Here is a 23,041-nt window from a genome sequence, read left to right on the forward strand (position 1 = left end):
CCACTAACTCCGGAGACGCGTATCCCCCCGGCGAGACGATGACCACCACGGTCACCGTGCACGACGGCGCCACGGTCCTCGCGGTGATCGGTGAGGTCGACCTGGCGACTGCGCCCGCACTCGAGAACGCGATCGATTCGACACTGTCCGGTAAACCCGGCGCGCTCGTCATCGATCTGTCCGAGGTCAGCTTCCTGGCCTCCGCGGGCATGGCCGCCCTGGTTGCCGCCCATCAGCGCGCGGGCGGTACCCGTATCGCCGTCGTCGCCGATGGGCCCGCAACCAGCCGCCAATTGAAGATGACCAATCTGGATCAGGTGTTCGCACTGCACTCCACGCTGGACCAGGCGCTCACCGCGCTCGGCGAGAACTGAGCTCCGGCACATTCGAGAATCGAGTTCGGGCACAGACGAATCGAGCCCCGCCGCGACGGTCGCGGCGGGGCTCAGCTCTGGTACGGGGTCGGTACGGAATCAGTCGCAGATGGCGCGCAGCTGCTCGATCAGCTTGACCCGATCGGCGGGCGTGGCGGCCAGCGGCACCACATTGAGCGCGGTCACCCCGGCCTCGCGGAACGCGGCCACGCGCTCCTTCACGAAACCGGCCGAACCGATCAGGCAGACATCGCGCACCAGATCATCCGGCACCGCCTTGGCGGCCTCATCCTTTTTGCCCTGCAGGAACAGTTCCTGGATGCGATCGGCCTCGGCGCCGTAGCCGTACTTGGTGGCCAGGGTGTGATAGAAGTTCTTGCCCTTGGCGCCCATACCGCCGATGTACAGCGCCAGATGCGGCTTCACGAATTCGCGCAGCGGCTCCACGTCATCGCCGATGGCGAGCGCGGGCCCGGCGAACACCTCGAGCTTGCCCAGGGACGGATCACGCTTGGCCAGACCGGCTTTGAGCGAATCGCCCCAGATGTCATCGGCCTTCTCCGGCAGGAAGAAGATCGGCTGCCAGCCCTCGGCGAGTTCGGCGGCGAGCTCCACGTTCTTCGGGCCCAGCGCCGCGAGCAGCACCGGAATGTTCTCGCGCACAGGGTGATTGATCAGCTTGAGCGGCTTGCCCAGCCCGGTGCCCTGCCCCTCGGGCAGCGGAATGTTGTAGTACTTGCCCTGGTACTCCAGGCGTTCGCGCTTCCACACCTTGCGGCAGATCTCCAGCGCCTCGCGGGTGCGGCCGATCGGCGCGTCATAGGGCACACCGTGGAAGCCCTCGATCACCTGCGGGCCGGACGCGCCCAGACCCAGAATGAACCGGCCGTCCGAGACGTAATCCAGACCCGCGGCCGTCATGGCCGTCAGCGTGGGCGTGCGGGTGTACAGCTGCAGAATGCCCGACGCGAGCTGCACCCGTTCGGTCTTGGCGGCCAGATAGCCGAGCGCGCTCACCGCGTCGAACGAGTACGCCTCAGGCACGAAGACGATATCCAGGCCCGCCCGTTCGAGGTCGGCGACCTCGGCGGCTACCTCTTTGAAGCCGTCCGTGTAGTTGATCGATAGACCGATACGCATGACCCGGACCTTACCGATCTGCCCGATGCCCGCTCACACGGGCCGGGTCCGGACGAACCCGGCGGACGGCCCAGCGACGGCCGAGCCACCGCGCACCGGTACCGTTAGCGGCGAATCTCGCTCGATCACACGCACTCTCAAGGAGGCCATTCCTCATGACTCAGGACGCCGCGCAGACCGGCACCAGCTTCGGTGACTCGACCCTGCAGGGCTACCTGGATGAGCTGGCCGCCAAGGTGCCCGCGCCGGGTGGCGGCGCGGTGGCCGCGCTGCACGCCGCGCAGGGGGCCGCGCTGGTCGCCATGGTGGCGCGCTACACCACCCGCGCCAAGGACGCCGAGAACCGGCCGGTCATCGATCGCATCATCGTGGCGGCCGATATCGCCCGTGATCGCGCGCTGGCGCTGGCCGATGCCGATGCCGCCGCCTTCACCGCGGTCGGCGCGGCCTATAAACTGCCCAAGGAGTCCGGCGAGGAGCAGGCCGCGCGCGCCGAGGCCATCACCGCCGCCCTGCTGGGCGCGGCGCGGGTACCGGCCGCCGTGGTGGCCGCCGCCGACGAAGTCGTCTCGCTCGCAAGCGAATTGCTGCCCATCGGCAATCCGAACGTGGTCACCGATATCGGCGCGGCCGCCGATGCCGCGCGCGCGGCCGCGGCAAGTTCGCAGCTCAATATCGCCATCAATGTGGCCTCGCTCGACGCCGGGGCGGGCGCGGAGTTCGCTCCGGTGCTCACCCAGATCGAGGAGATCATCGCGCGCGCCGAGGCGCTGCATAACGACGTAGTGCTCTCGATCACCAAATAGCCCCTCGATCAGGCGTTTCCAACTTCCCACGCCGCAAACTAGGTCACGAAGCGGGAACATTTCCGGAAGAATGGGATGATCAGGTCATAGGCTGAGCCTCCAGACCACACCCTTTCGAAGGGATGGACCCATGCGGAAAGCATTGCGCCTTCTGTTCGTCGCATCGACACTCGCGGCAGCAGCCGCATTCGGCTCCGGAGCCGCGGGGGCGGTGGGTGTCTCACCCAATCTCCCGGCGGTGCAGGCGATTACGCCGGGGCCCGGTGAAACTGTCGGGATAGCCGCACCGGTCAGGGTGCGCTTCGCCGAACCCGTCGCCGACCGCGCTCGCGCCGAACAGGCCATGAGCGTTCGCGCCGACACCTCCCTCGCCGGGCACTTCTCCTGGGTAGACGACCGACAGTTGACCTGGACTCCGGCCGCGTACCTGCCCACCTCATCGCCTATCACGGTGTCGGTGAGTCGCCTGCACACCCAGTTCGAAACCAACGGCGGCACAACGGCGGACGCGGATATGTCCGCGCACACCTTCACCGTCTCCATCGGCGGGGTACCGGTGCGCACCATGCCGGCCTCGATGGGCAAACCCGGCTGGGAGACCCCGACGGGCACCTTCCCGGTGCTGTCGCACGATCGTTCGGTGACCTTCGATTCGCGCACCATCGGCATTCCGCTGAGCGATCCGCAGGGCTATCTGATTCAAGGTGAATTCGCCGAAAGGCTCACGTGGGGAGGCGTTTACGTACACTCCGCCCCGTGGTCGGTGGATTCACAGGGCAACTCGAACGTCAGCCACGGGTGCATCAACCTCGCACCGGCCGACGCCGAGTGGTACTACGACAATGTCTCGCTCGGCGACCCCGTCACCGTCCACTGGTAGTGGGAGGAACAGGTGTGGGGGCACGCCCCCACACCTCCTGACGCGAACGAATGATCAGCGTGCGGATTCGGCGGCCTGGACGACATGACGCATGAGCAGGGCCGTGGTGACGGGACCGACGCCACCGGGAACCGGGCTCAGGGCAGCTGCCTTGCCGGTGACGGATTCGGCATTCACATCGCCGGTGATTCCGCCGTTCTCATCCTCATTGGTGCCGACGTCGATGACCGTCGCGCCGTCCCGAATGTGCTCGGCGGTGACCAGGCCCGCGCGGCCGACCGCGGCGACGACGATATCGGCGGCCGAGGTCACGGCCGGGAGATCGGCGGTACGGGAGTGCGCGACCGTGACGGTGGCATTCTCGGCCAGTAGCAGCTGAGCCAGCGGCTTACCGACGATATTGGAGCGGCCGATCACCGCCACCAGGCGGCCTTCCAGCGGAATGCCGTGGAACTTGGCGAGCTCCACGACCGCCTCGGAGGTGGCGGGCGGGAAGCCCGGCAGGCCGGAGGCGAGCAGGCCCAGCGAGAGCGGGCTGACGCCGTCCACATCCTTGGCCGCGGCGATCGCCAGGCTCACATCATCGAGACCGACGCCCTTGGGCAGCGGCGTCTGCAGCATGATCGCGTCCACGGACGGGTCGGCGGACAGTTCGGTGAGCTTGGCGCGAATCTCCTCGGCGGTCGCCTCGACACCGAGATCGACGTTCTCACAAGTGATTCCATTGCGCTCGGCGGCGCGATTGAGCGACTTCACGTACCAGGTGCTGGCCGGATCGTCATTGGCGATCACCAGTGCCAGGCGAGCCGGGGCCCCGTTCTCGGTGAGCGCGGCGGCGCGGGCCTTGGTGTCGGCATTGATGGCGGCGGCGAGTTCCTTGCCGATGAGCGAAGTCGTGTCCACGGAAGTACACCCTATCGCCCGGGCGATGCCGCCCGGTAACCCGCGCACGCCCGATGGACTCGGCACCCGGGCCGCAGTGCGCGATCACACGCGCGGGCGCGCGTCCGCGACACGCGCGTGTTCCCGCCCGTGGTGACCGTCAAACCCACGAAAATCACTTCGGCAAATACCCGACAACGGCTGTGGTCAGCCGTATTGTGTCCCCAATCGGTACCGAGCCACCAGTCAGCAAAGTGAGTAGATAACCCAGCAAGCATGCGTGACCCTCTTTCGGAAAGGTCGACAGCAGTGCAGATCGCCAGGCGTTTTCCTACAGTTCTCGCGGCGGCGGCAGCCGCCCTGACCCTGTTCGGCCCGGGCATCGCCCACGCCGACCCCGGCCCGCTCTACAACTCCGCACAGGACAATTTCACCGACGGTGACGCCGGCGCGGGACTCGCGGACCTGCGGAACCTGCTCGCCGAATCCCCCGATGACGCGCAAGCGCTTGCGCTGCAAGCCATTTGGTCCGATTACACGGGCGATCTGCTCACCCGTGAGGTGGCGCTGAACCGGCTGCAGGGCGTCGACCCGCAGCTCGCGGACCGCACCCGCAACCTCTTCCACGCCATCGGCGCGGCCGTGGGCACGCTGCCCAATCCGATTCCGGCCATCGCCGGACCGAGCACCGGCATCGCCGTGCTGGGCTACGGTCTGCTGCCCGACGGCAGCATGCGCCCCGAACTGGTGAACCGGTTGCAGGCGGCCTGGCTGCAGGCCATCGCCTCGCCCATGTCCCCGATCCTGGTCACCGGCGGCAACCCGCAGAACGGCATCACCGAGGCCGCGGCCATGCAGGGCTGGCTGATCGGCCACGGCATCCCCGCCGCCCGCATCATCGCCGACCACCGCGCGGGCTCGACCGTGCAGAACGCGCTCTACGGCGCGGATATGCTCCGCAAGGCGGGCGCGACCAGCGCGATCGTGGTCACCTCCCCCAATCACATCCGCCGCGCGGTGGCCGATTTCATCGTCGCGGGCATCCCCGTCGTCGGTGCCACCACCTCCCTGGAGCAGCTCGTCTCCCAGCTCCCCCCGCCCGCCAAGAACAGCCAGCGCGGCATCTACCTCGACGCCACCCGCACCATGCTGCTGCCCGTCGAGCGCTGATCCGCCGAGCTCCGCACCGTGCCCGTTTCGACCCGCGTGGGAACCGCGCAGGTCGGAACGGGCACAATTGCGCGGTGAGCACTACCGGAATCGATACCCTTATCGCTCGTCTGCGGACGGCGGGGTGCGTTTTCGCGGAGGACGAGGCGGCGCTGCTGATCGCGGCGGCCACCGATGACGAACAGCTGGAAACGCTGGTCGAGCGCCGGATCGCGGGCTTCCCGCTGGAACATCTGCTGGGCTGGGCCGAATTCCGAGGACTCCGGGTCGCGGTCGCGCCGAATGTGTTCGTGCCCCGGCAGCGCACCGGATTCCTGGTCGAACAGGCAATCGCCTTGGGGCGCGCGATGATTCGAACCGAGAGTGCCGATCGAAACGACGAAACGAAGGATGTCACCCTGAGCAGCAGTGAGCCGATGACCGTACTCGATATGTGCTGCGGTAGTGGCGCATTGGGCATGGCCTTCGCGATCGAGGCTGCGGCCGAAGGCATTCGGGTCGACTTGACCGCGACCGATATCGAGCCCGCCGCCGTGGCGTGCGCGCGAACCAATCTCGCGCCGCTCGGCGCACGAGTCGTCGAGGGTGACCTCTTCACGCCCGTGCCGACCGAACTCCGCGGGCGAGTGCGCATCCTGCTGGCGAACACCCCGTACGTGCCGTCCGCGGCCATTGCCTCCATGCCGCCCGAGGCCCGCGATCACGAACCGCGCGTGGCCCTGGACGGCGGCGCGGACGGCCTGGACGTGCTGCGCCGCATCGCGGCGGTCGCCACCGACTGGCTGGCACCGGGCGGGCATCTGCTGGTCGAGGAGAGCGAGGCACAGGCTCCGCGCGCCGTTCAGCTCATGCGCGACCATGGTCTGCACGCCCGCATCGCCGAGGATGACGAACTCGGCGCGACCGTGGTCATCGGCACCCGGCCCGCGCTATCGGGCGCGGCCGCATGAGTATTCGCGGGATTCTGTTCGATATCGACGACACGCTCATCGACTATTCGGCGACGGCCCGGGTCGGTCTGCTGCGGCATTTGCGGGCGGAGGATCTGCTGGATTACTTCCTCTCGCCCGAGGAGGCGGTGCTGCTGTGGCGGGCGCTCGAAGAGGAGGAGTATCCGCGATTCCTGGCGGGTGAGCTCACTTTCACTGGGCAACAGCAATTGCGGACCAAGCGCTTTCTGTCCCATATCGGGGTGAAGGAGCGGGATCCGGTGGCGTGGTTCGCACGCTATGCCGCGCGGCGCGATACCGCGTGGGCGGCCTTCCCCGATGTGCCGCCGACGCTGCGCGGACTGTCCGGGCAGGTCGCGCTCGGGGTGGTGTCCAATTCGTCGCGGGCGCATCAGCAGGGCAAGCTCGAGGCCGTGGGATTGCACGAGCACTTCGGCAATGCCGTGCTGTGCTCGGCGGAATTCGGTGCGGCCAAACCGGATCCGAGCATTTTCCTGGCGGGCTGCGCGATGATCGGCCTGCCGCCGGACCAGGTCGCCTACGTCGGCGATCGCTTCGACACCGACGGCATCGGCGCGCGCGATGCGGGCCTGCGCGCCTACTGGCTCGATCGCACGGCGCGCGGTGTGGCGCATCGCGACGGCGTCACCGTGATCCCGTCGCTTTCCGAATTGAGCGCGACGACCTTCGGGCACTTCGACTCGCACTGAGATGAGCGTGCCGCCGGACACCGGGTCCGGCGGCGCGACATCGTGCCGAAAAGCTATTTGCGGCCGGTGAATTCGTCCATGGAGTGGTAGACGCCGACGGAGTTGAGATAGAAGTCGCGCACCTTGAGCGGTAGCAGCCCGGAGATGGCGCGGTTCAGGCGCGAGGTCCAGGGCAGCACCACCAGCGGGGAGCCCTTCTTCATTTCCTCCCAGGAGGTGTTCACCACCTCGTCCTGTTCCAGGATCGGGGTGAACAGGAAACCCTTGGCGCCGTCGAACATTCCGGTGTTGATGTAGGTCGGGCAGACCGTGGTCACCTTCACATGCGTATTGCCGGACTGCTCCAGTTCCAGTCGCACCGAATCCGACCAGCCCAGTGCCGCCCACTTGGAGCCCGCGTACACGCTCATGCGCGGATTGGCGACCAGCGCCGCCGAGGACGCGATGTTCAGCACCCGCGCGTCACCGGTGCCGTTGACCATGGCGGGCAGGAATTCCAGCGTGATGTACATGGGCGCAAGGGAATTGATGGCGACGGTCTTCTCGATATCGCCGCGGTTCTCGGTCTCCCAGAAGTATCCGTTGCCGCGCACGATGCCCGCGTTGTTGATGAGCACATCGATATCGCCGACCTCATTGCGCACCGCCGCCCCGGATTCGGCGATGGCGTCGCGATCGGAGACGTCGACCACATAGTGGTGAATCCGGCTGCCGCCCAACGCCGCCAGTTCGGTGGCGGTCTGCTTGAGCGCCTCGGCGTTGATATCCCACAGCACCACATCGGCGGCCCGTTCGCGCACCGCGCGCTCGGCGAACGATTTGCCCAGGCCCATGGCCGCGCCCGTGACCAGAACCTTTTTGCCCGCAACGTCTTTCATTACCCCGGTACCCCTTTGTCTCGAGTCAGCGAATCACTTCTGGCGCAGCGTCTTCATCACGCCCAGGAAGAGCGTCATGGTCTTGGCCCACACCTGCTCGGACATGCCCGGCAGCGGGGCGATGGGCAGCATGCGCTGCACCGCGATGGTCTGGGTGTCGACGTATTTGAGCAGGCCCTCGGGACCGTGCCGGCGGCCGGTGCCGGAGATGCCGAGTCCGCCGGACGGTGCGGCGACCGAACCCCAGGCGGCGATGAAGCCCTCGTTGACGTTCACCGATCCGGCGTTCACGCGGGCCGCGACCTCGCGCCCGCGCTCGGTATCCCGGCTCCACACACTGGCATTGAGCCCGTACGCGGTGTCATTGGCCTGCGCCACGGCCTCGTCGTCACTGGCGACGCGGTAGACCGAGACGACCGGGCCGAAGGTCTCCTCGCGGTACACGGTCATGCCCTCGCGCACCTCGGCCAGAATGGTGGGCTCGTAGAAGTACGGGCCGAGTTCCGGGCGGGCCTTACCACCGGCGAGCACCTTCGCGCCCTTGCTCACCGCATCGTCGACATGCGTGCTGACGGTGTCGATCTGACGCGGGAAGGTGAGCGAGCCGATCTCGTAATCGAAATCGAGGGTCTTGCCGAGGCTCAATTCCTTGGTGTTGGCGACGAATTCGGTGATGAACTGGTCATACACCTTGTCGTGCACGTAGATTCGCTCGATCGATTCGCACAGCTGCCCGGCCGAGGCGAAGCAGGCGCGCACCGCGATCTTGGCGGCCTTGGACACATCGGCATCCTCGAGCACCAAAAGCGGGTTCTTACCGCCCAATTCGAGCGAGTACCCGATGAGCCGCTCCCCCGCCTGCTGGGCGATGGTGCGGCCGGTGGCGCTCGAACCGGTGTAGTCGACGTAGTCGGCGCGTGCGATGACCTCGGGACCCAGCTTCGCGCCGCGACCCAATACCGCCTGCCACAGGCCCTTGGGCAGGCCCGCGCGCTCGGCGATATCGATGGCCCACAGCAGGGTGAGCGCGGTCTGATTGTCCGGGCGGCCTATGACGGCATTACCGGCAAGCAGTGCGGGCAGCGCATCGGAAGCGCCCAGCGCCAGCGGGTAGTTCCACGGTGAGATGACCGCGACCACGCCCTTGGGCCGGTTGCGCACCTCGACCTGGGTGAGCACCGGCATGACCCCGCGCGGCTTGCGGTGTGCGAGAAGGCGTTTGCCCTCGGCGGCATAGTAGCGGGTGTTCACCGCGACATCGGAGACCTCGTCGAACGCGTGCACGCGGGACTTACCGGTCTCGAGCTGCACGATATCGAGGATGGTGTCTTGTTCGGCCAGCACCAGATCGTGAATGCGGCGCAGCAGCGCGGCGCGCTCGCCGACCGGCGTCCTGGCCCACTCGGCCTGTGCGGTGCGGGCGGTGGCGAAGGCGGTCTCCACATCGGCGATGGAGGACTGCGGCAGATCGGCGATCTTGGCGCCGGTGGCGGGTGCGAACACCTCGACCGAGGGCGCGCCGCCCGCGACAGCGTGCGCGAGCAAGCGCTGCACCAGGTCGAACGGCAGTGCGTCAGCGGCGGCGAGCTGCGGGGCAGTCGACATTGGTCGCCCTCTCGATAGCGCCCGCGGGTCCGGCCGCGGTGCGTGGAAGCAATTTTCTGAACACCTCTGTTAGGTGAACACTAGTGTTAGATTAATGTCCGTGCCACACCCCATGTCAAGCACCTGGAGCAGTCGATGACCTCGGCCACCCCCGCCACCCGCCGCGGCCGCCCGCCGCAAACGGCCCAGCAGGCCGATCAGGTGCGCGCCCGCATCGTGCTGGCCACCGCCGACGTCTTCGCCCAGCACGGTTCGCGCGGTTTGAGTGTGGCCCGAATCATCGAGGCCGCGGGTCTGGCGCGCCCCACCTTCTACCGCTATTTCGCCAATGCGACCGAACCGCTGCACGCGGTGCTGGCCATCTCCAATGACGATCTGGTCGGCGGTATCCGCACCGCGCTCGAACGCACCGAGGAACCGGTGCAATTGGGCATCAATATGATCGAGGCCTACCTCTACTGGGCCGACGGCCACGGCCCCATGCTCTCGCCGCTGTTCGCCGAACTCCACGATCCGGGCTCCCCCGTCTCCCCATACCGCGAGCGAGCCATGGACGATATCCGCGCCCTCATCCGCGCCAAGTTCGAAAAACTCGGCCGCCCCACCCCCGCCGACCTCGACCTGGACACCTGCCTGCAAACCTGCGAATTCGTCGTCTACCGCATCTCCGCGAACGGCGAACCAACCCCGGAAACCATCGCCGCGGCCCGCCTCACCATGATTCGCAGCTGTCTGGTCACCCTCGGCAGCCGCGAAGACGTCGAATACGCCCTCACAATTCCGGGCCTGTTCGCAGGCTGAGCGATCCCGCCGAGCGCGTCAGCGCGCAGCGCGTCAGCGCGCAGCGCGTCAGCGCGCAGCGCGCAGCCCATCGCAAATGACGGACACGATCGGCTCGACCACGGTGATATCGCACGACATGGTGCCCGCCAGTAGGGCTTTCACCTCGTCGTAGCCGACGTCGGCGCGCACCGCGCCGGCGCGCTGGGCATGGTCCAGCAGATCCCGTAGGCGGCCGGGCATATCGTGCCCGGCTCGCTGTCCGGCGCTCTCGACGTCGAATCCCGAGCCCGCCAAGGCTTGTGCGAGGCCGCGGTGGGTCGCACCCTCGCGGACGATGGCGGCGAAGTAGGAGAAGAAGGCCGGGCCGGGTTCCTCGGTGCGGGCGAGATCGTCGGCCAACTGGACCAGTGCGGCCATGCGATCGATGAGGATCGCCGCGAACAGTTCCTCCTTGGTCGGGAAATGCCTGCTGACGGTTCCGGTGCCGACCCCGGCCCGGCGCGCGATCTCATGGACGGGCACCGACAGCCCCTCGACGGCGAAGACCTCGGCTGCCACCCGCAGCACCGTGTCCCGATTCCGCTGGGCGTCCGCGCGCAGGGGTCGATCGTTTCGCGGGTTTTCCATAGGCGGCACAGGGCCTTTCGCATCGGACGACAAACGGGATGGCCATCCCGTATAGTCCTAACCGGGATGCGCATCCCGATTCTAACGACTCCCTCGTGATCGAAGGCACGGATGAACTCGACGACACCCGGGCAGCGCTTCACCGCCGCCCGCATTCCCGATCAGAGCGGCCGTACGGCCGTTATCACCGGGGCCAATACCGGCCTCGGCTTCGAAACCGCCCGCATGCTCGCCGAACACGGCGCGACCGTGGTGCTGGCCTGCCGCGATCTCGGCAAGGCCGCGGCCGCCGCGGCACGCATCCGGATCGCCGCACCCGCCGCGGAGGTGCGCGTCCAACACCTGGATCTGGATTCGCTCGCCTCCATTCACGCTGCGGCCGAACAACTCCGGGCCGACCACGCGCGCATCGACCTGCTGATCAACAATGCGGGCGGTATGCGCACCCGCTACACCGTCACCGAGGACGGCTTCGAATCGACTTTCGCCACCAACCATCTCGGCCCGTTCGCGTTCACGGGACTGCTGCTGGATCGGCTGACCACGACACCGGGATCGCGCATCGTGACGGTCAGCAGCATCGGGCATCGACGCGGCGATATCCATTTCGACGATTTGCAGGCCGAGCGCGAATACCGGTACGGCACAGCCTATTTCCAGTCCAAGCTGGCGAATCTTATGTTCACCTACGAGCTGCAGCGCAGGCTCGCGGCGGCGGGTGCGCAGACCATCGCGGTCGCCGCGCATCCCGGTAACGCGCAGACCGAATTCGGCCGCGAACTGCCCCGGATCGCACAGCTTCTGCTGCACCCCGGGGCCCGGGTCGTCACCTGGTGGCTGCTCCAGAGCGCGACCATGGGCGCACTGGCGTCCGTGCGGGCCGCAGTCGATCCCGAAGCGCATGGCGGGGATTACTTCGGCCCGCCGGGTCGCCTCCAGTTCACCGGTTATCCGGCCAAGGTCGAATCCACCGCGAAATCCCACGATCGAGCGGCGCAACTGCGGCTGTGGGCCGAATCCGAGCGACTCACGAAGGTGATCTATCCCTTGGCGCAACGGGTGGATCACTGAGTCGTCGAGGTCGCGCGACACGCTGTCGGCGTACTCGGGGCGACGCGGTGACGCCGAGTTCGTGAATACCTTCCGCCGCCTACGGCATCGATGCCCGAAATGGACCTACCGTGGGGTATGCGTACTTTCGTACATCTGCTGCTCTTCGCCTGTGCCATCGTGATCGCCGTCGGAACATTCGGCCCATTGCTCGGCAGCGTGAACGCGCGCGATGTCCGGCTGGGGGATCTGCGCAATGGCTTCGATGCCGGTAAGACCCTCGATCAGGTCGGGCATCAATCCGCGTCGTTCTGGTCCTCGCTGGCCGTGGTGCTGCTCGGGGTGGCGGCGGTCGTGCTGATCTCCGCGCTCGTCGGCTCGCGGGCGCTGGGCGGTCTCGGGGTGCTGGCCGGGCTGGCGGCGCTGGGCGTACTCGCCTGGCGGCTGTACGACAGCTTCGACCAGCAGCTCCGGGACGACTACCGCGATCTGCTGAACGGCAGCTGGGGCCTCTACCTGGTGGGCGGCGGATTGGTGGTGGCATTCCTGGCGCTGCTGTTCTCCCGTGAGCGCGTCCGCCCGATCGGCGCTCCCGCCGCCCGCTAGGGGTGGCGGGTCACGATGCGGTGGATGAGCCGGGCCGCGGTGCGCGCGGTGCGATTGTCGATATCCAGGCCGGGGTTGAGTTCGGCGACGTCGACGGCGATCAGCTTGCCGCTCATGGCCACTCGGTCACAGACGCGCTGAATGGTCTCCAGCGGAACGCCGTACGCCGCCGGGGCGCTGACCCCGGGGGCGACGGCGGCCGGGAGCACATCCAGATCGATGGTCAGATACAGCACGTCGACCGCGTCGAGCAGATCGGCGACGAAGGCGTCGACGAGCGCGTAATCGGCTGGGCCGCAACGATCGTCCAGTAGATAGTGCACGTCGAAGCGGTCGGCGGTGTCGAACAGCGCGCGGGTATTGCTCGGCTGGCTGATGCCGAGCACGTCGTAGCGAATGGACATGCCCGCCGCGTGTTCGGCCTCCAGTATCTGCCGGAAGGGCGTACCGGAACTCGGCGTCGCCTCGCCGCGCAGGTCGAAATGCGCGTCCAGATTGAGGATTCCGAGCCGGGTGCCCGTTCCCCGAGCCGCGGCGGCGGCCACACCCAGATAGGTTCCGTACGCGACCTCGTGTCCGCCGCCGAGTACCACCGGCAATCTGCCGGAGTCGATGGCCCCGGCGACAGCCCGGCCCAATCGGGCCTGACCCGATTCGAGATCGGCATCGGTGACCGCGACCGTTCCGGCGTCCTCGAGCACTACCGGATCATTGAGCGCCATGGATGCCAGCGCGGCGCGCAGGGCATGCGGACCTGCTGCCGCGCCCTGACGGCCCTTATTGCGACGCACACCCTCATCGCTCGCGAAACCGATGAGGACACAGCGGCTTTCGGTAGCGGCCGGATCGTACGGCCGGATGGCCTGATGCCACCGCAGATGCTCGGGCGTATCGCCGTCATTGCGCCCGGTCCATGCGGCGGGCGGGATATCGACCGGAATCTCCGCGCTCATACCGCGACTCCCGGGGTGACGAGCACGCCGTCCTTCCAGACCTCGCGCACCAGCGCCACACCGGGTCGATAGGCCAGGTGCAGGTACGAGGGCGCGTCCAGGGCAATGGCATCGGCGCGGGCACCGATGGTCAGCTGACCGATATCGTTGCGCCGCAATGCCTTCGCACCACCCATGGTCGCCGACCACACGGCTTCCGCGGGAGTCATATGCATTTCGCGCACCGCGAGGGCGATACAGAACGGCAGGCTGGTGGTGTAGCAGGTGCCCGGATTGCAATCCGCGCCCAGTGCCACCGTGACCCCGGCATCGAGCAGCGCCCGCGCGTCCGGATAGGAGTTGCGGGTGCAGAAGTCCGCACCCGGCAGCAGGGTGGCCACCGTGGAACCGCTTGCCAGCGCGTCGATATCGGCCGAGTTCACATAGGTGACGTGATCGACCGAGGCCGCGCCCATCTCCACCGCGAGCCGCACCCCCGGCCCCTGCCCGAGCTGATTACCGTGCACGCGCGGGATGAGCCCGTGCGCCACACCGGCTTTCAGCACCGCCCGGGACTGCTCCTCGTCGAAGGCCCCGCGCTCACAGAACACATCGATCCATTTGGCGTGCGGCGCGCAGGCTTCGATCATCTCATCGCACACCATGGCCACGTAGTCGTCGGCCCGGCCCGCGTATTCCGGCGGCGGCACATGCGCCGCCAGCAGCGTGACCTCATCGGTGAACCGCCCCGCGACCTGTGCGCTGCGCAGTTCATCGCGGGTGGTCTGCCCGTATCCGGTCTTGCATTCCACCGTGGTGCTGCCCGAGCGCAGCGCCTCATTGAGCAGCCGCCGCACATTGGCCTCGAGCAACCCCTCATCGGCGGCGCGGGTGGCCTCGATGGTGGTGCGGATACCGCCGGCGGTGTACGGGGTTCCGGTCATGCGGGCCGCGAATTCCTCGGCCCGCTCACCGGCGAACACCAGATGCGAATGGCTTTCCACGAATCCGGGCAGCAGCGCCCGGCCGCCGAGGTCGACGCCGTGATCGGCGGCGGGCGCGGCGGCGCTGTCGCCGATCCACGCCACGCGGCCGTCGGTGAAGGCGATGGCGGCGTCGCGGCGCACACCCAGCGTGCCCTCGCCGATGGCTGGATCATTGGTGACGAGCGTTCCGATATTCGTGACGACCAGGCTGGTCACGGTCGAATTCCTTTCAGGCTCGGGCCATCTCGGCATCGGGCGGATAGATCATCTGCTCCGGCGGAGTGGCGGTGCGCTTGGCGAGCGGGTAGTAGAGCCCGGCGGTCACCACGATGCCGACGATCCAGGAGATATCCGCGCCGCCGAGCATGTCGGTGACGGGTCCGGTGTAGAACTTGGTCGCCAGGAAGGGAATCTGCACCCCGACGCCGATGAAATAGCAGGCCAGCGCGGGCACATTCCACGCCCCGTAGCGCCCGGAGGCGTCATAGAGCGCGGGAATGTCGATGCGCTCCTTGGAGATCAGGTAGTAGTCGATCAGATTGATCGCACTCCACGGCGTGAACACCATGAGCAGCGCCAGCACGAAATTCTTGAAATTGGCGAGGAAATCCGCGCTGGCGGCAATGGCGATCAGGGTCGCCACGGTGGTGAAGCCGATGATGTAGAGCCCGCGCGCCAGGGTCGAAATGCGTGAGCGCCCTTCGAAAGCGGTCACCGTGGTGAGAATCGACATGAAACCGCCGTACGCGTTGAGCACGTTCACCGTCAGCTTTCCGGTGACGATCACCAGATAGATGAGCACCGCCACAGCGGCAGGTCCGGCGAGATCGCCGATGAAGCCGACCTGATCCTTCATGAACGATTTGCTCGCCACCGCAGCGATGAGGGCACCGAAGGTCATGGACCACTGCGAGCCGATCACGGTGCCCGCGAAGGTGGACCAGAAGGTGGCCCGATCACTGGTCGAGCGCGGCAGATAGCGCGAGTAATCGGCCACATACGGTCCGAAGGTGAGCTGCCAGCCCGCGCCCAGCGAGATCGCCAGCAGGAAGGTGGCGGTCTCGAAGCCCTTCACCCCGAGCTGCGCGGTCACGTCGTATTCGGCGAACAAACGGATTGCCAGATAGGTGAATCCGACAATGCCCACCACCGTGGCGATGCGGCCGACGATATGAATGAGCTTGTAGCCGGTGACCGCGATGAACGCGGTGAGCAGTCCGAAGATCACCATGCCCAATTTGGGGCTGTCGATATGCAGCACCTTGGCCACGGCCTGACCGGCCAATACGGTGCCGGTGGCCGCGAACCCCAGATACATGACGATCGCCAGCAGCAAAGGCAATATCGCACCCCGCACCCCGAATTGCGCACGGCTCGAAATCATTTGCGGCAGGCCCAGTTTCGGCCCCTGCGCGGAATGCAGCGCCATTACCGCGCCACCGGCGATATTGCCGATGAGCAGGCCGATGATGGCCCAGAGCGCATCCGCGCCGAAAATGACCGCGAGCGCTCCGTCGACAATCGCGGTGATCTGCATATTCGCCCCGAACCACAGGGTGAATTGGCTGCGCGGACTGCCGTGCCGTTCCGCATCGGGAATGACATCGATGGTGTGGCGTTCGGGGGTGAGTACTACCTCGGCGGGACCGTCGTGCGTCATGGTCTCAGCCTTTCCTGCTTGGCGACCGCGGTGGATCAGTGCTGATTCTCGGACATGGGGATGCGGACTCCGCGCGTGCGGGCCGTCTCGATGGCGTGTTCGTATCCGGCGTCGGCGTGCCGGATGACACCCATGCCCGGATCGTTGGTCAGGACGGCCTCGATCTTGCGCGCGGCCAATTCGGTGCCGTCGGCGATGATGACCTGTCCGGCGTGCATGGACCGGCCCATGCCGACGCCGCCGCCGTGATGCAGCGATACCCAGGACGCACCGGAGGCGGTATTGAGCAGCGCGTTCAGCAGCGGCCAGTCGGCAATGGCGTCCGAACCGTCCTTCATGGCCTCGGTTTCGCGGTACGGCGAGGCCACCGAACCCGAATCCAGATGATCGCGGCCGATGGCGACCGGCGCGGAAAGCTCACCGCTGGCGACCATTTCGTTGAATTTGCGCCCGGCCAGATGCCGTTCACCGTATCCCAGCCAGCAGATGCGCGCGGGCAGGCCCTCGAAAGCGACCTTCTCCCCCGCCAGGGTGATCCAGCGCTTCAAATGCTCGTTGTCCGGGAACAATTCGAGAATCGCCTTATCGGTGGCGGCGATATCGGCAGGATCGCCGGACAGCGCGGCCCAGCGGAACGGACCCAGGCCCTCTTCGAAGAGCGGGCGAATGTAGGCGGGTACGAAGCCCGGGAAATCGAAGGCGCGATCGAAGCCGCCCTTGCGGGCCTCATCGCGAATGCTGTTGCCGTAGTCGAAGACCTCGACACCGCGATCCAGGAAACCGACCATGGCGCGCACATGCGCGGCCATGGACAACTGGGCCTGTTCGGTGAACCAGACCGGATCCTTCTCGGACATGGTCTTCATATCGCCGAAGTCGACGCCGATCGGCAGGTACGCGAGCGGATCGTGCGCCGAGGTCTGATCGGTGACGATATCGATGGGGGCCTCGCGTTCGAGCAGCGCCGGAAACACCTCCGCCGCATTGCCTTCCACGCCGATGGACAGCGGCCGCCGGGCATCGCGGGCCTCGATCGCCAATTCCAGGGCGTGGTCGAGGTTGTCGGCCTTCACATCGAGGTACTTGTGCGCGATACGCCGGTCGATGCGGGTGACATCGCAGTCGACGCAGATGGCCACGCCCTCGTTCATGGTGACCGCGAGGGGCTGCGCGCCGCCCATACCGCCGAGACCCGCTGTGAGGGTGATGGTTCCGGCGAGGGTGCCGCCGAATCGCTTGCGCGCCACCGCGCCGAAGGTCTCATAGGTGCCCTGCAGAATGCCCTGGGTGCCGATGTAGATCCAGGATCCGGCGGTCATCTGCCCGTACATGGTGAGCCCGAGCTCTTCCAGGCGGCGGAATTCCTCCCAGTTCGCCCAGTCGCCAACGAGATTGGAGTTGGCGATGAGCACGCGCGGAGCCCATTCGCTGGTGCGGAAGACGCCGACCGGCTTACCCGACTGCACCAGCATGGTCTCGTCGTTGTGCAGCGTCTTGAGCGTGGCGACCATGGCGTCGAAGGCTTCCCAGGACCGCGCCGCGCGGCCGGTGCCGCCGTAGACCACCAGGGCGTCCGGATGTTCGGCCACCTCCGGATCGAGATTGTTCATGAGCATGCGCAGCGCTCCCTCCTGCTGCCAGCCGAGCGTGGTGAGCTCGGGGCCGCGCGGAGCGCGCACGGGTCGGGCCTCGTGGCCCGGGGAGTTGATGTCCATGGGATTCCTCGTCCTCGGCTATTTCGCACCTGCGGCCCGGTGACTCCGTTCGCGCTGGGCCGTGAATGTGTGCTGGATCGCATTCTGCAACAGTTGTATAGTCCTGTCTATACAACTGTCAAAATCGCGGGATCCGGGCCGGTAGGCTGCATGCTCGGAACGCGCACACGGTAGGGAGCGGTACGGGGATGGCAACGGTCGCGGGATCGAACAGCTCGGGCGAGACCTCCCTGGCCACCCTGTTCGCCGAGGCGGGCGGCGATGCCGTGCCCGCGTACGAGCGGATCAAGCAGTTGGTGATCAACCAGGTGCGTTCAGGGCGCTGGACGGAAGGCGATCAACTGCCGTCCGAGCATCAGTTCGTGGCGGCGCTCGGACTGTCCCGCATGACGATCAACCGGGCGCTGCGCGAACTCACCGCCGAGGGCTTGATCGTGCGCATGATGGGCGTCGGAACCTTCGTGGCGAGCACCAAGGGTTCCTCCCCGCTGTTCGAGGTGCGCAATATCGCCGATGAGATCCAACAGCGCGGGCATCGGCATCGCACCGAGGTGATTCTGGTGCGCGAGGAGAAGCTGGACGGCACGCAGCCGTCACTGCGGGAATCGCTCGGCCCCAGAGCTTTTCATTCGGTGCTGGTGCATTTCGAGGATGACACCCCGATCCAGGTCGAGGACCGGTACGTGCATCCGGCGCAGGCTCCCGGCTATCTGGAACAGGATTTCGCCGCCACCACGCCCAACGACTATCTGAGCCGGGTCGCACCGCTGGTGCGCGGTGAGCACGTGGTGGAGGCGGTGCTCGGCAGCGCCGAGGAATGCCGCCTGCTCGGTATCGATCGCAGTGAACCGTGCCTGCTCATTCGCCGCCGCACCTGGTCCGAACAGGGCCTTGTGAGCGTCGCCCGGCTGGTGCATCCGGGCTCGCGCAATCGACTCGAAGGCGTCTTCGGGCGCTGAGACCGCTACCGCGCCTCGGCGACCGGGGTCGACTCCCCCGCGCGCTCGAAGCGCATATCCGGGTCGACGATCTTGCCGTAGCGCAGCGTGGGCAGATCGCGCAGATAGTTCTGACGCAACCGCCACGGCACCCGATCACCCTGTTTGGGCAGGTGATCCAGGGCGCGCAGCACATAGCCCGGCTGGAAATCCAGGAAGGGCGCGGTGCCGACCGAGGGATCGCGGATCGGGGTGGCCTTCGCGTAGCCGTTCGAATCCATATGGCGCAGTAGCCGAACCACGTACTCGCACACCAGATCCGCCTTGAGCGTCCAGGAGGCGTTGGTGTAGCCGATGATGAACGCGAAATTCGGGACGTCGGAGAGCATCATGGCCTTGTACGCCATGGCATTCGGGAGTTCGACCTTCTCCCCGTCCACCGTCAATTCCAGGCCGCCGAAGGCGATGAGGTTCAAACCCGTTGCGGTGATGATGATATCGGCGTCGAGTTCACGACCGGATTCGAGCTGCAGGCCGGTTTCGGTGAAGGTCTCGATGCGATCGGTGACCATCTCCAATTTGTCCTGGCGAATGGCGCGGAACAGATCACCGTTGGGCACCAGGCACAGCCGCTGATCCCACGGTTTGTAGCTGGGATTGAAATGCGTCTGAATATCGTAACCGGCTGGGAGCCAGCGCTTCTGGAGGCCGAAGATCCACGAGCGCATACGTTTGGGATAGCGCTGCGAGATCTGATACATGGCGGTGCTGAGCGCGACATTCTTGGCCCGGGCCAGACCGTAGGCCGCCCGCGCGGGCAGGATGCGGCGCACCCGATCGGCGAAGGCATCGCGTGCGGGCATGGAGATGATGTACGACGGTGAGCGCTGCAGCATGACCACGTGCGCGCCCTGATCGGCCAGCGCCGGTCCGAGGGTCACCGCGGTCGCGCCGGAACCGATGACCACAACCTTCTTGCCCGCCACCTCGAGCTGTTCGGGCCAGTGCTGCGGATGGACGACCGGACCCGAAAAGCGTTCCATACCGGCGAATTCCGGGGTGTAGCCCTCGTCGTAGCGGTAGTAGCCCGAACAGCTGAACAGGAAGTTCGCGGTGATGGTCACCGTTTCGCCATCGTGGTCGGCGGTCACCGTCCAGCGCTCATCGGCGGTCGACCATTCCGCGCGCAGCACCCGGTGCCGGTAGCGAATGTGCTTGTCGATACCCGCCTCCACGGCGGTATCGCGCACATAGTTCAGAATCGAATCGCCGTCGGCGATGGCCTTGTCTCCCAGCCACGGCCGGAAGCGATAGCCGAGGGTGAACATATCCGAATCGGAGCGAATTCCGGGATAGCGGAACAGATCCCAGGTCCCGCCGATGCCCTCGCGCATCTCCAGAATCGCGTAGGTGCGCCACGGAAACGCGGTCTGCAGATGATGGGCCGCGCCGATTCCGGACAGTCCGGCGCCGACGATGAGCACATCGACGTGCTCGGGAGTGCTGCTCATCGATACTCCTCCGATTCGCAATATGACGGTGCCCGCGCACCCGATCCCAGCGTATCCAGCACCGCACCCGCGCAGGGGCGAAGCGCACTACGAACGCGAGAAGAATTCGCCGATGATCCCGGCGACGAGTTCGGGGGCCTGTTTGTCGATGCCGAAATGATCGAGGCCCGGGACGGTGCGGCGCTCGCAGTGCGGCAGGGTTTCCGCGAGCCGGGTGTGGTCGGGATCGGTTCGGCGCTGCGGATCCTTGTCCCCGTCCATGAGCAGCACCTCGGCGGTGATCCCGGCATAGGCGCGATAGGTGTCGTTCAGCCGGATGATCTCGCGATGCTCGCGCAGATTCTCGGCGAGCTGGCTCACCACCATGTCCTTTTCGGGCGCGTTCATGAATAGCGGCATCATGCGCCGGAACATCCAGCGCGGCATCTTGCGCATATTCTCCGGACCCATGGCGCGAACGAATTCGACGAAGGCGTCGAAGGGTTTGCCCTGTTCCAGGTATCGCTCATAGGCGGGCATCCAGTCCGAGGGCACCGATCCGGCGATCGAGACGCCCGGTTCGTACAGGGCCAGCTTGCGGATATCCGGATTGTCCCGCGCCGCTTCCAGCGCGATCAGCCCGCCGTAGCTGTGCCCGACGATCAGTCCCGCACCGGTTTTGTCCTGGAGTGCGCGAATATCCTCGCACTCCAGGCTGATTCGATAGTCCGGCCCCTGCGGTCCGCTGTCGCCGCGCCCGCGCCGCTCCAGGGTGTGCACGGTGAACCCGGTACCGAGGGCGGCGGCGAAGCGGGCGAAACCGCTCGCCACGGAGAGCACGCCCGGGAGCACGATCACCGGCGGCCCCTGGCCCACCGTCAGATACGCGATGCGGGTGCCGTCCGCGGACAGCACGGTATCGGCGAACTGTTCGAACCCGGTGTCGGCCATGGCACCCCTCCGGGTTACCAGGCTACGCGCGCAGACCGCTCGCGCGCAGTACCCGGCGGCCGATCGCGGCGCGAATCGATTCGTCGGTGCCCAGCACCCGCACATGTTTGCGGGCGCGAGTTATGGCCGTGTACAGCAACTCTCGGGTGAGCAGCGTCGATTCCGGTCCGGGCAGCACCGCGGTGACGGTGTCGTACTGACTGCCCTGACTGCGGTGGATGGTCATGGCGTAGACGGTGGTGACGCCCGGGAACTGGGTGGGGTGCACCAGATACGGTTCGGTGCCGCGTTGTAGCGCCGCGCGCAGCGTGCCGTCCGGCATGCGCACGATGACGCCGGTATCGCCGTTGTAGATGCGGGCCTCGTGATCATTGGCGGTGACCAGCAGCGGCTGACCCGGATACCAGTGTCCGGGACCGGGTTCGGTGCTGATGCCCGCGGCGGCCACCCACCCGGCGGCCATGCGATCCCAGCGTTCCACACCGTATGGACCCTGACGGTGCGCGCACAGCAGGCGATGCGATTCCAGGGCGGTCAGCGCGGCGGTGGCATCCCCGGCCAGTGCCGCGTCGGTGGCGGCGTGCGCGGCGCGCAGGACGTCCGCGCGCACCTCGGTGTGATCCTCGGGCGTGTGCAGGGACAGTTCGGTGCCGCCCGCGCGCAGCAGGTCGAGGGCGGTATCGGCGTCTCCGGCGCGCACGGCCACCGCGAGTTCGGCGATGCGGCCACCGAAGCGGCGGCCCCGGGTGAGGCGCACGATGCCGCCGCGCAGGCGTTCCCGTTCGCGGGCGGACAGCGCGTCGGGATGTGCGGCGGTATCGCGCATTTCGCCGCCCAGGATCTTGTCCAGGGCCGGATTCGCCTGTCCGGCAATCGGTCCCGCCACCAGATCGGCGAGCACCGCGCCCGCGTCGACCGAGGCCAGCTGATCCGGGTCGCCGACCAGCACCAGGCGGGCATCGGGACGCACCGCGGGCAGCAGGCGGCTCATCATGGTCAGCGAGACCATAGAGGTCTCGTCCACCACGATCACGTCGTAGGGCAGCCGGTTGAATTCGTGATGCTTGAAGCGGCTCGCGCCACCGCGCTGCCAGCCGAGCAGGCGATGCAGGGTGGCGGCGGTCAATTCCGGCAGGCCGATATCGCCCGCCTGTTCGCGCACCGATTCCTGTAGGCGCGCAGCGGCTTTACCGGTCGGGGCGGCCAGGGCGATGCGCAGCGCGGGCGCGCCCGGCATTGCCTCCTGGTGTGCGACCAGCAGGGCCAGCACGCGGGCGATGGTGTGCGTCTTACCGGTACCCGGGCCGCCGGCGACCACGGTGGTCCACTGGGTCGCGGCCAGGGCCACCGCGAGGCGCTGCCGATCCGGCGGCTCCCCCGGGCCGCCCTCGCGCGGGAACAGCCGATCCAGTTCGCGCCGAATGAGTTCCGCGTCCACCATGGGCTGGGTGGTGGAGCGTTCGGTGAGCACCTGCCGGATCGTCTCCTCCTGCCGGTAATACCGGTCCAGGTAGAGCAGCGGCCCGTCCGTGGACCCCGGCGGATCGATGAGGCGCAAGGGTCGGAGCGGTCCGGCCGGACTGCCGCACACCAGCGGGCTCTTGCGCAGTTCGGCGATCACCGCGTCCACATCGGGCCAGGGCAGGGTCGCCGGATCGATCGAGGACTCTTCGGTCCCTTCGGCATCCACGCCGATCTCGTGCATGCGCCGCACCTGGAGACACACCGAGCCGGACCGCACCGCGCGCACGGCCAGCGCGGTGGCGAACAGCACCAGCGGTGAGCTCTCCTGCCCCAACCGGCCCAGTCGCACCGCCACGTGCACATCGGCCGCGGACAGCACACCGGCGGTATTGAAGATCTGCATCGCGCCGGTTCCGCGCTGCGCCAACTGAATCGAGGTCACGC

Annotated in this window: 22 protein-coding genes; 10 read left to right on the forward strand and 12 right to left on the reverse strand. The window is 67.1% G+C overall.

Annotation, left to right across the window (positions count from 1 at the left end; genetic code table 11):
• Window positions 1-38 precede the first annotated feature (38 nt).
• Complete coding sequence (locus tag ACFC0O_RS40960; protein WP_375967783.1) at window positions 39-374, forward strand: STAS domain-containing protein; 336 nt, start codon at window positions 39-41, stop codon at window positions 372-374.
• A gap of 99 nt (window positions 375-473) precedes the next feature.
• Here ACFC0O_RS40960 and ACFC0O_RS40965 read toward each other — a convergent pair whose 3' ends face one another.
• Window positions 474-1,514: an LLM class F420-dependent oxidoreductase gene (locus ACFC0O_RS40965; RefSeq protein WP_375967621.1), complete on the reverse strand. Its 1,041-nt coding sequence runs from the start codon at window positions 1,512-1,514 to the stop codon at window positions 474-476.
• A 155-nt stretch (window positions 1,515-1,669) separates the two neighbouring features.
• Between ACFC0O_RS40965 and ACFC0O_RS40970 the strand changes: the two genes are divergently transcribed.
• Window positions 1,670-2,320: a cyclodeaminase/cyclohydrolase family protein gene (locus tag ACFC0O_RS40970; RefSeq protein ID WP_375967623.1), complete on the forward strand. Its 651-nt coding sequence runs from the start codon at window positions 1,670-1,672 to the stop codon at window positions 2,318-2,320.
• Between the two features lie 130 nt (window positions 2,321-2,450).
• Window positions 2,451-3,200 carry a L,D-transpeptidase family protein gene (locus tag ACFC0O_RS40975; RefSeq protein ID WP_375967625.1) on the forward strand — a complete coding sequence of 250 codons (750 nt, stop codon included), beginning with the start codon at window positions 2,451-2,453 and terminating at the stop codon, window positions 3,198-3,200.
• A 54-nt stretch (window positions 3,201-3,254) separates the two neighbouring features.
• Here the strand turns inward: ACFC0O_RS40975 and ACFC0O_RS40980 are convergent, their stop codons facing one another.
• On the reverse strand, window positions 3,255-4,103 hold the full coding sequence (locus ACFC0O_RS40980) for a bifunctional 5,10-methylenetetrahydrofolate dehydrogenase/5,10-methenyltetrahydrofolate cyclohydrolase (RefSeq protein ID WP_375967627.1): 849 nt from the start codon (window positions 4,101-4,103) through the stop codon (window positions 3,255-3,257).
• A gap of 288 nt (window positions 4,104-4,391) precedes the next feature.
• Between ACFC0O_RS40980 and ACFC0O_RS40985 the strand changes: the two genes are divergently transcribed.
• The 3 genes from ACFC0O_RS40985 to ACFC0O_RS40995 all read left to right on the forward strand — a co-directional run bounded on the left by ACFC0O_RS40985 (window position 4,392) and on the right by ACFC0O_RS40995 (window position 6,912).
• Window positions 4,392-5,252, forward strand: coding sequence for a YdcF family protein (locus tag ACFC0O_RS40985; RefSeq protein ID WP_364633849.1), 861 nt, complete (start codon window positions 4,392-4,394; stop codon window positions 5,250-5,252).
• Between the two features lie 74 nt (window positions 5,253-5,326).
• Window positions 5,327-6,202 carry a putative protein N(5)-glutamine methyltransferase gene (locus tag ACFC0O_RS40990; protein ID WP_375967628.1) on the forward strand — a complete coding sequence of 292 codons (876 nt, stop codon included), beginning with the start codon at window positions 5,327-5,329 and terminating at the stop codon, window positions 6,200-6,202.
• Window positions 6,199-6,912, forward strand: coding sequence for an HAD family hydrolase (locus ACFC0O_RS40995; RefSeq protein ID WP_375967630.1), 714 nt, complete (start codon window positions 6,199-6,201; stop codon window positions 6,910-6,912). The genes ACFC0O_RS40990 and ACFC0O_RS40995 overlap by 4 nt, the downstream gene beginning before the upstream one ends.
• 53 nt (window positions 6,913-6,965) lie before the next feature.
• On the opposite strand, the gene ACFC0O_RS41000 is transcribed toward ACFC0O_RS40995, so the two are convergent.
• On the reverse strand, window positions 6,966-7,790 hold the full coding sequence (locus ACFC0O_RS41000) for an SDR family NAD(P)-dependent oxidoreductase (protein WP_375967631.1): 825 nt from the start codon (window positions 7,788-7,790) through the stop codon (window positions 6,966-6,968).
• Between the two features lie 33 nt (window positions 7,791-7,823).
• Window positions 7,824-9,395 (reverse strand): succinic semialdehyde dehydrogenase, encoded by a 1,572-nt coding sequence (locus ACFC0O_RS41005; RefSeq protein ID WP_364633841.1) that lies wholly within the window; start codon window positions 9,393-9,395, stop codon window positions 7,824-7,826.
• Between the two features lie 135 nt (window positions 9,396-9,530).
• Between ACFC0O_RS41005 and ACFC0O_RS41010 the strand changes: the two genes are divergently transcribed.
• Window positions 9,531-10,196, forward strand: coding sequence for a TetR/AcrR family transcriptional regulator (locus ACFC0O_RS41010; protein ID WP_364633839.1), 666 nt, complete (start codon window positions 9,531-9,533; stop codon window positions 10,194-10,196).
• Window positions 10,197-10,244: 48 nt separating this feature from the next.
• Here the strand turns inward: ACFC0O_RS41010 and ACFC0O_RS41015 are convergent, their stop codons facing one another.
• On the reverse strand, window positions 10,245-10,805 hold the full coding sequence (locus tag ACFC0O_RS41015) for a TetR/AcrR family transcriptional regulator (protein ID WP_375967633.1): 561 nt from the start codon (window positions 10,803-10,805) through the stop codon (window positions 10,245-10,247).
• Between the two features lie 111 nt (window positions 10,806-10,916).
• Between ACFC0O_RS41015 and ACFC0O_RS41020 the strand changes: the two genes are divergently transcribed.
• Complete coding sequence (locus tag ACFC0O_RS41020; RefSeq protein ID WP_375967634.1) at window positions 10,917-11,876, forward strand: oxidoreductase; 960 nt, start codon at window positions 10,917-10,919, stop codon at window positions 11,874-11,876.
• 117 nt (window positions 11,877-11,993) lie between these two features.
• A complete protein-coding gene (locus ACFC0O_RS41025; protein ID WP_375967635.1) occupies window positions 11,994-12,461 on the forward strand; it encodes a hypothetical protein in 468 nt (155 codons plus the stop codon).
• Here the strand turns inward: ACFC0O_RS41025 and hutG are convergent.
• Genes hutG through hutU form a run of 4 tightly spaced genes read right to left on the reverse strand, consistent with a single transcriptional unit; the run spans window position 12,458 to window position 17,754 of the window.
• The gene (gene hutG / locus ACFC0O_RS41030) at window positions 12,458-13,414 is read right to left on the reverse strand and encodes a formimidoylglutamase (RefSeq protein ID WP_375967636.1); all 957 of its coding nucleotides are present in this window, start codon (window positions 13,412-13,414) and stop codon (window positions 12,458-12,460) included. The two genes, ACFC0O_RS41025 and hutG, sit on opposite strands and share 4 nt — an antisense overlap.
• On the reverse strand, window positions 13,411-14,631 hold the full coding sequence (gene hutI / locus ACFC0O_RS41035; RefSeq protein WP_375967638.1) for an imidazolonepropionase: 1,221 nt from the start codon (window positions 14,629-14,631) through the stop codon (window positions 13,411-13,413). Before hutI ends, hutG begins: the two co-directional genes overlap by 4 nt.
• Window positions 14,609-16,039, reverse strand: coding sequence for a cytosine permease (locus ACFC0O_RS41040; RefSeq protein ID WP_364633828.1), 1,431 nt, complete (start codon window positions 16,037-16,039; stop codon window positions 14,609-14,611). Before ACFC0O_RS41040 ends, hutI begins: the two co-directional genes overlap by 23 nt.
• A 35-nt stretch (window positions 16,040-16,074) precedes the next feature.
• On the reverse strand, window positions 16,075-17,754 hold the full coding sequence (gene hutU, locus ACFC0O_RS41045; protein ID WP_375967640.1) for a urocanate hydratase: 1,680 nt from the start codon (window positions 17,752-17,754) through the stop codon (window positions 16,075-16,077).
• Window positions 17,755-17,942: 188 nt separating this feature from the next.
• On the opposite strand from hutU, the gene hutC reads away from it, so the two are divergent.
• Window positions 17,943-18,713: a histidine utilization repressor gene (hutC, locus tag ACFC0O_RS41050; RefSeq protein ID WP_364633824.1), complete on the forward strand. Its 771-nt coding sequence runs from the start codon at window positions 17,943-17,945 to the stop codon at window positions 18,711-18,713.
• Window positions 18,714-18,718: 5 nt separating this feature from the next.
• On the opposite strand, the gene ACFC0O_RS41055 is transcribed toward hutC, so the two are convergent.
• From ACFC0O_RS41055 to recD, 3 genes are all read right to left on the reverse strand, one after another.
• Window positions 18,719-20,203, reverse strand: a complete 1,485-nt coding sequence (locus tag ACFC0O_RS41055; protein ID WP_375967642.1) for a flavin-containing monooxygenase — start codon at window positions 20,201-20,203, stop codon at window positions 18,719-18,721.
• A gap of 87 nt (window positions 20,204-20,290) precedes the next feature.
• Window positions 20,291-21,133, reverse strand: a complete 843-nt coding sequence (locus tag ACFC0O_RS41060; RefSeq protein ID WP_375967643.1) for an alpha/beta fold hydrolase — start codon at window positions 21,131-21,133, stop codon at window positions 20,291-20,293.
• Between the two features lie 22 nt (window positions 21,134-21,155).
• A complete protein-coding gene (gene recD, locus ACFC0O_RS41065) occupies window positions 21,156-23,039 on the reverse strand; it encodes an exodeoxyribonuclease V subunit alpha (RefSeq protein WP_375967645.1) in 1,884 nt (627 codons plus the stop codon).
• Between the last annotated feature and the right edge of the window lie 2 nt (window positions 23,040-23,041).

The sequence above is a fragment of the Nocardia sp. NPDC056100 genome, from assembly GCF_042266325.1.
Classification (GTDB): domain Bacteria; phylum Actinomycetota; class Actinomycetes; order Mycobacteriales; family Mycobacteriaceae; genus Nocardia.

Bases quoted from the DNA above. Each gene is read 5' to 3' on its own strand.
- ACFC0O_RS41055 (WP_375967642.1), bottom strand. From the start codon at position 20,203: ATGAGCAGCACTCCCGAGCACGTCGATGTGCTCATCGTCGGCGCCGGA.
- hutG (WP_375967636.1), bottom strand. From the start codon at position 13,414: ATGAGCGCGGAGATTCCGGTCGATATCCCGCCCGCCGCATGGACCGGG.
- hutC (WP_364633824.1), top strand. From the start codon at position 17,943: ATGGCAACGGTCGCGGGATCGAACAGCTCGGGCGAGACCTCCCTGGCC.
- hutI (WP_375967638.1), bottom strand. From the start codon at position 14,631: ATGCCGAGATGGCCCGAGCCTGAAAGGAATTCGACCGTGACCAGCCTG.
- ACFC0O_RS41005 (WP_364633841.1), bottom strand. From the start codon at position 9,395: ATGTCGACTGCCCCGCAGCTCGCCGCCGCTGACGCACTGCCGTTCGAC.
- ACFC0O_RS40960 (WP_375967783.1), top strand. From the start codon at position 39: ATGACCACCACGGTCACCGTGCACGACGGCGCCACGGTCCTCGCGGTG.
- hutU (WP_375967640.1), bottom strand. From the start codon at position 17,754: ATGGACATCAACTCCCCGGGCCACGAGGCCCGACCCGTGCGCGCTCCG.
- ACFC0O_RS40995 (WP_375967630.1), top strand. From the start codon at position 6,199: ATGAGTATTCGCGGGATTCTGTTCGATATCGACGACACGCTCATCGAC.
- ACFC0O_RS41010 (WP_364633839.1), top strand. From the start codon at position 9,531: ATGACCTCGGCCACCCCCGCCACCCGCCGCGGCCGCCCGCCGCAAACG.
- ACFC0O_RS40970 (WP_375967623.1), top strand. From the start codon at position 1,670: ATGACTCAGGACGCCGCGCAGACCGGCACCAGCTTCGGTGACTCGACC.
- ACFC0O_RS40965 (WP_375967621.1), bottom strand. From the start codon at position 1,514: ATGCGTATCGGTCTATCGATCAACTACACGGACGGCTTCAAAGAGGTA.
- ACFC0O_RS41000 (WP_375967631.1), bottom strand. From the start codon at position 7,790: ATGAAAGACGTTGCGGGCAAAAAGGTTCTGGTCACGGGCGCGGCCATG.
- ACFC0O_RS41015 (WP_375967633.1), bottom strand. From the start codon at position 10,805: ATGGAAAACCCGCGAAACGATCGACCCCTGCGCGCGGACGCCCAGCGG.
- ACFC0O_RS41040 (WP_364633828.1), bottom strand. From the start codon at position 16,039: ATGACGCACGACGGTCCCGCCGAGGTAGTACTCACCCCCGAACGCCAC.
- ACFC0O_RS41025 (WP_375967635.1), top strand. From the start codon at position 11,994: ATGCGTACTTTCGTACATCTGCTGCTCTTCGCCTGTGCCATCGTGATC.
- ACFC0O_RS40975 (WP_375967625.1), top strand. From the start codon at position 2,451: ATGCGGAAAGCATTGCGCCTTCTGTTCGTCGCATCGACACTCGCGGCA.
- ACFC0O_RS41060 (WP_375967643.1), bottom strand. From the start codon at position 21,133: ATGGCCGACACCGGGTTCGAACAGTTCGCCGATACCGTGCTGTCCGCG.
- ACFC0O_RS41020 (WP_375967634.1), top strand. From the start codon at position 10,917: ATGAACTCGACGACACCCGGGCAGCGCTTCACCGCCGCCCGCATTCCC.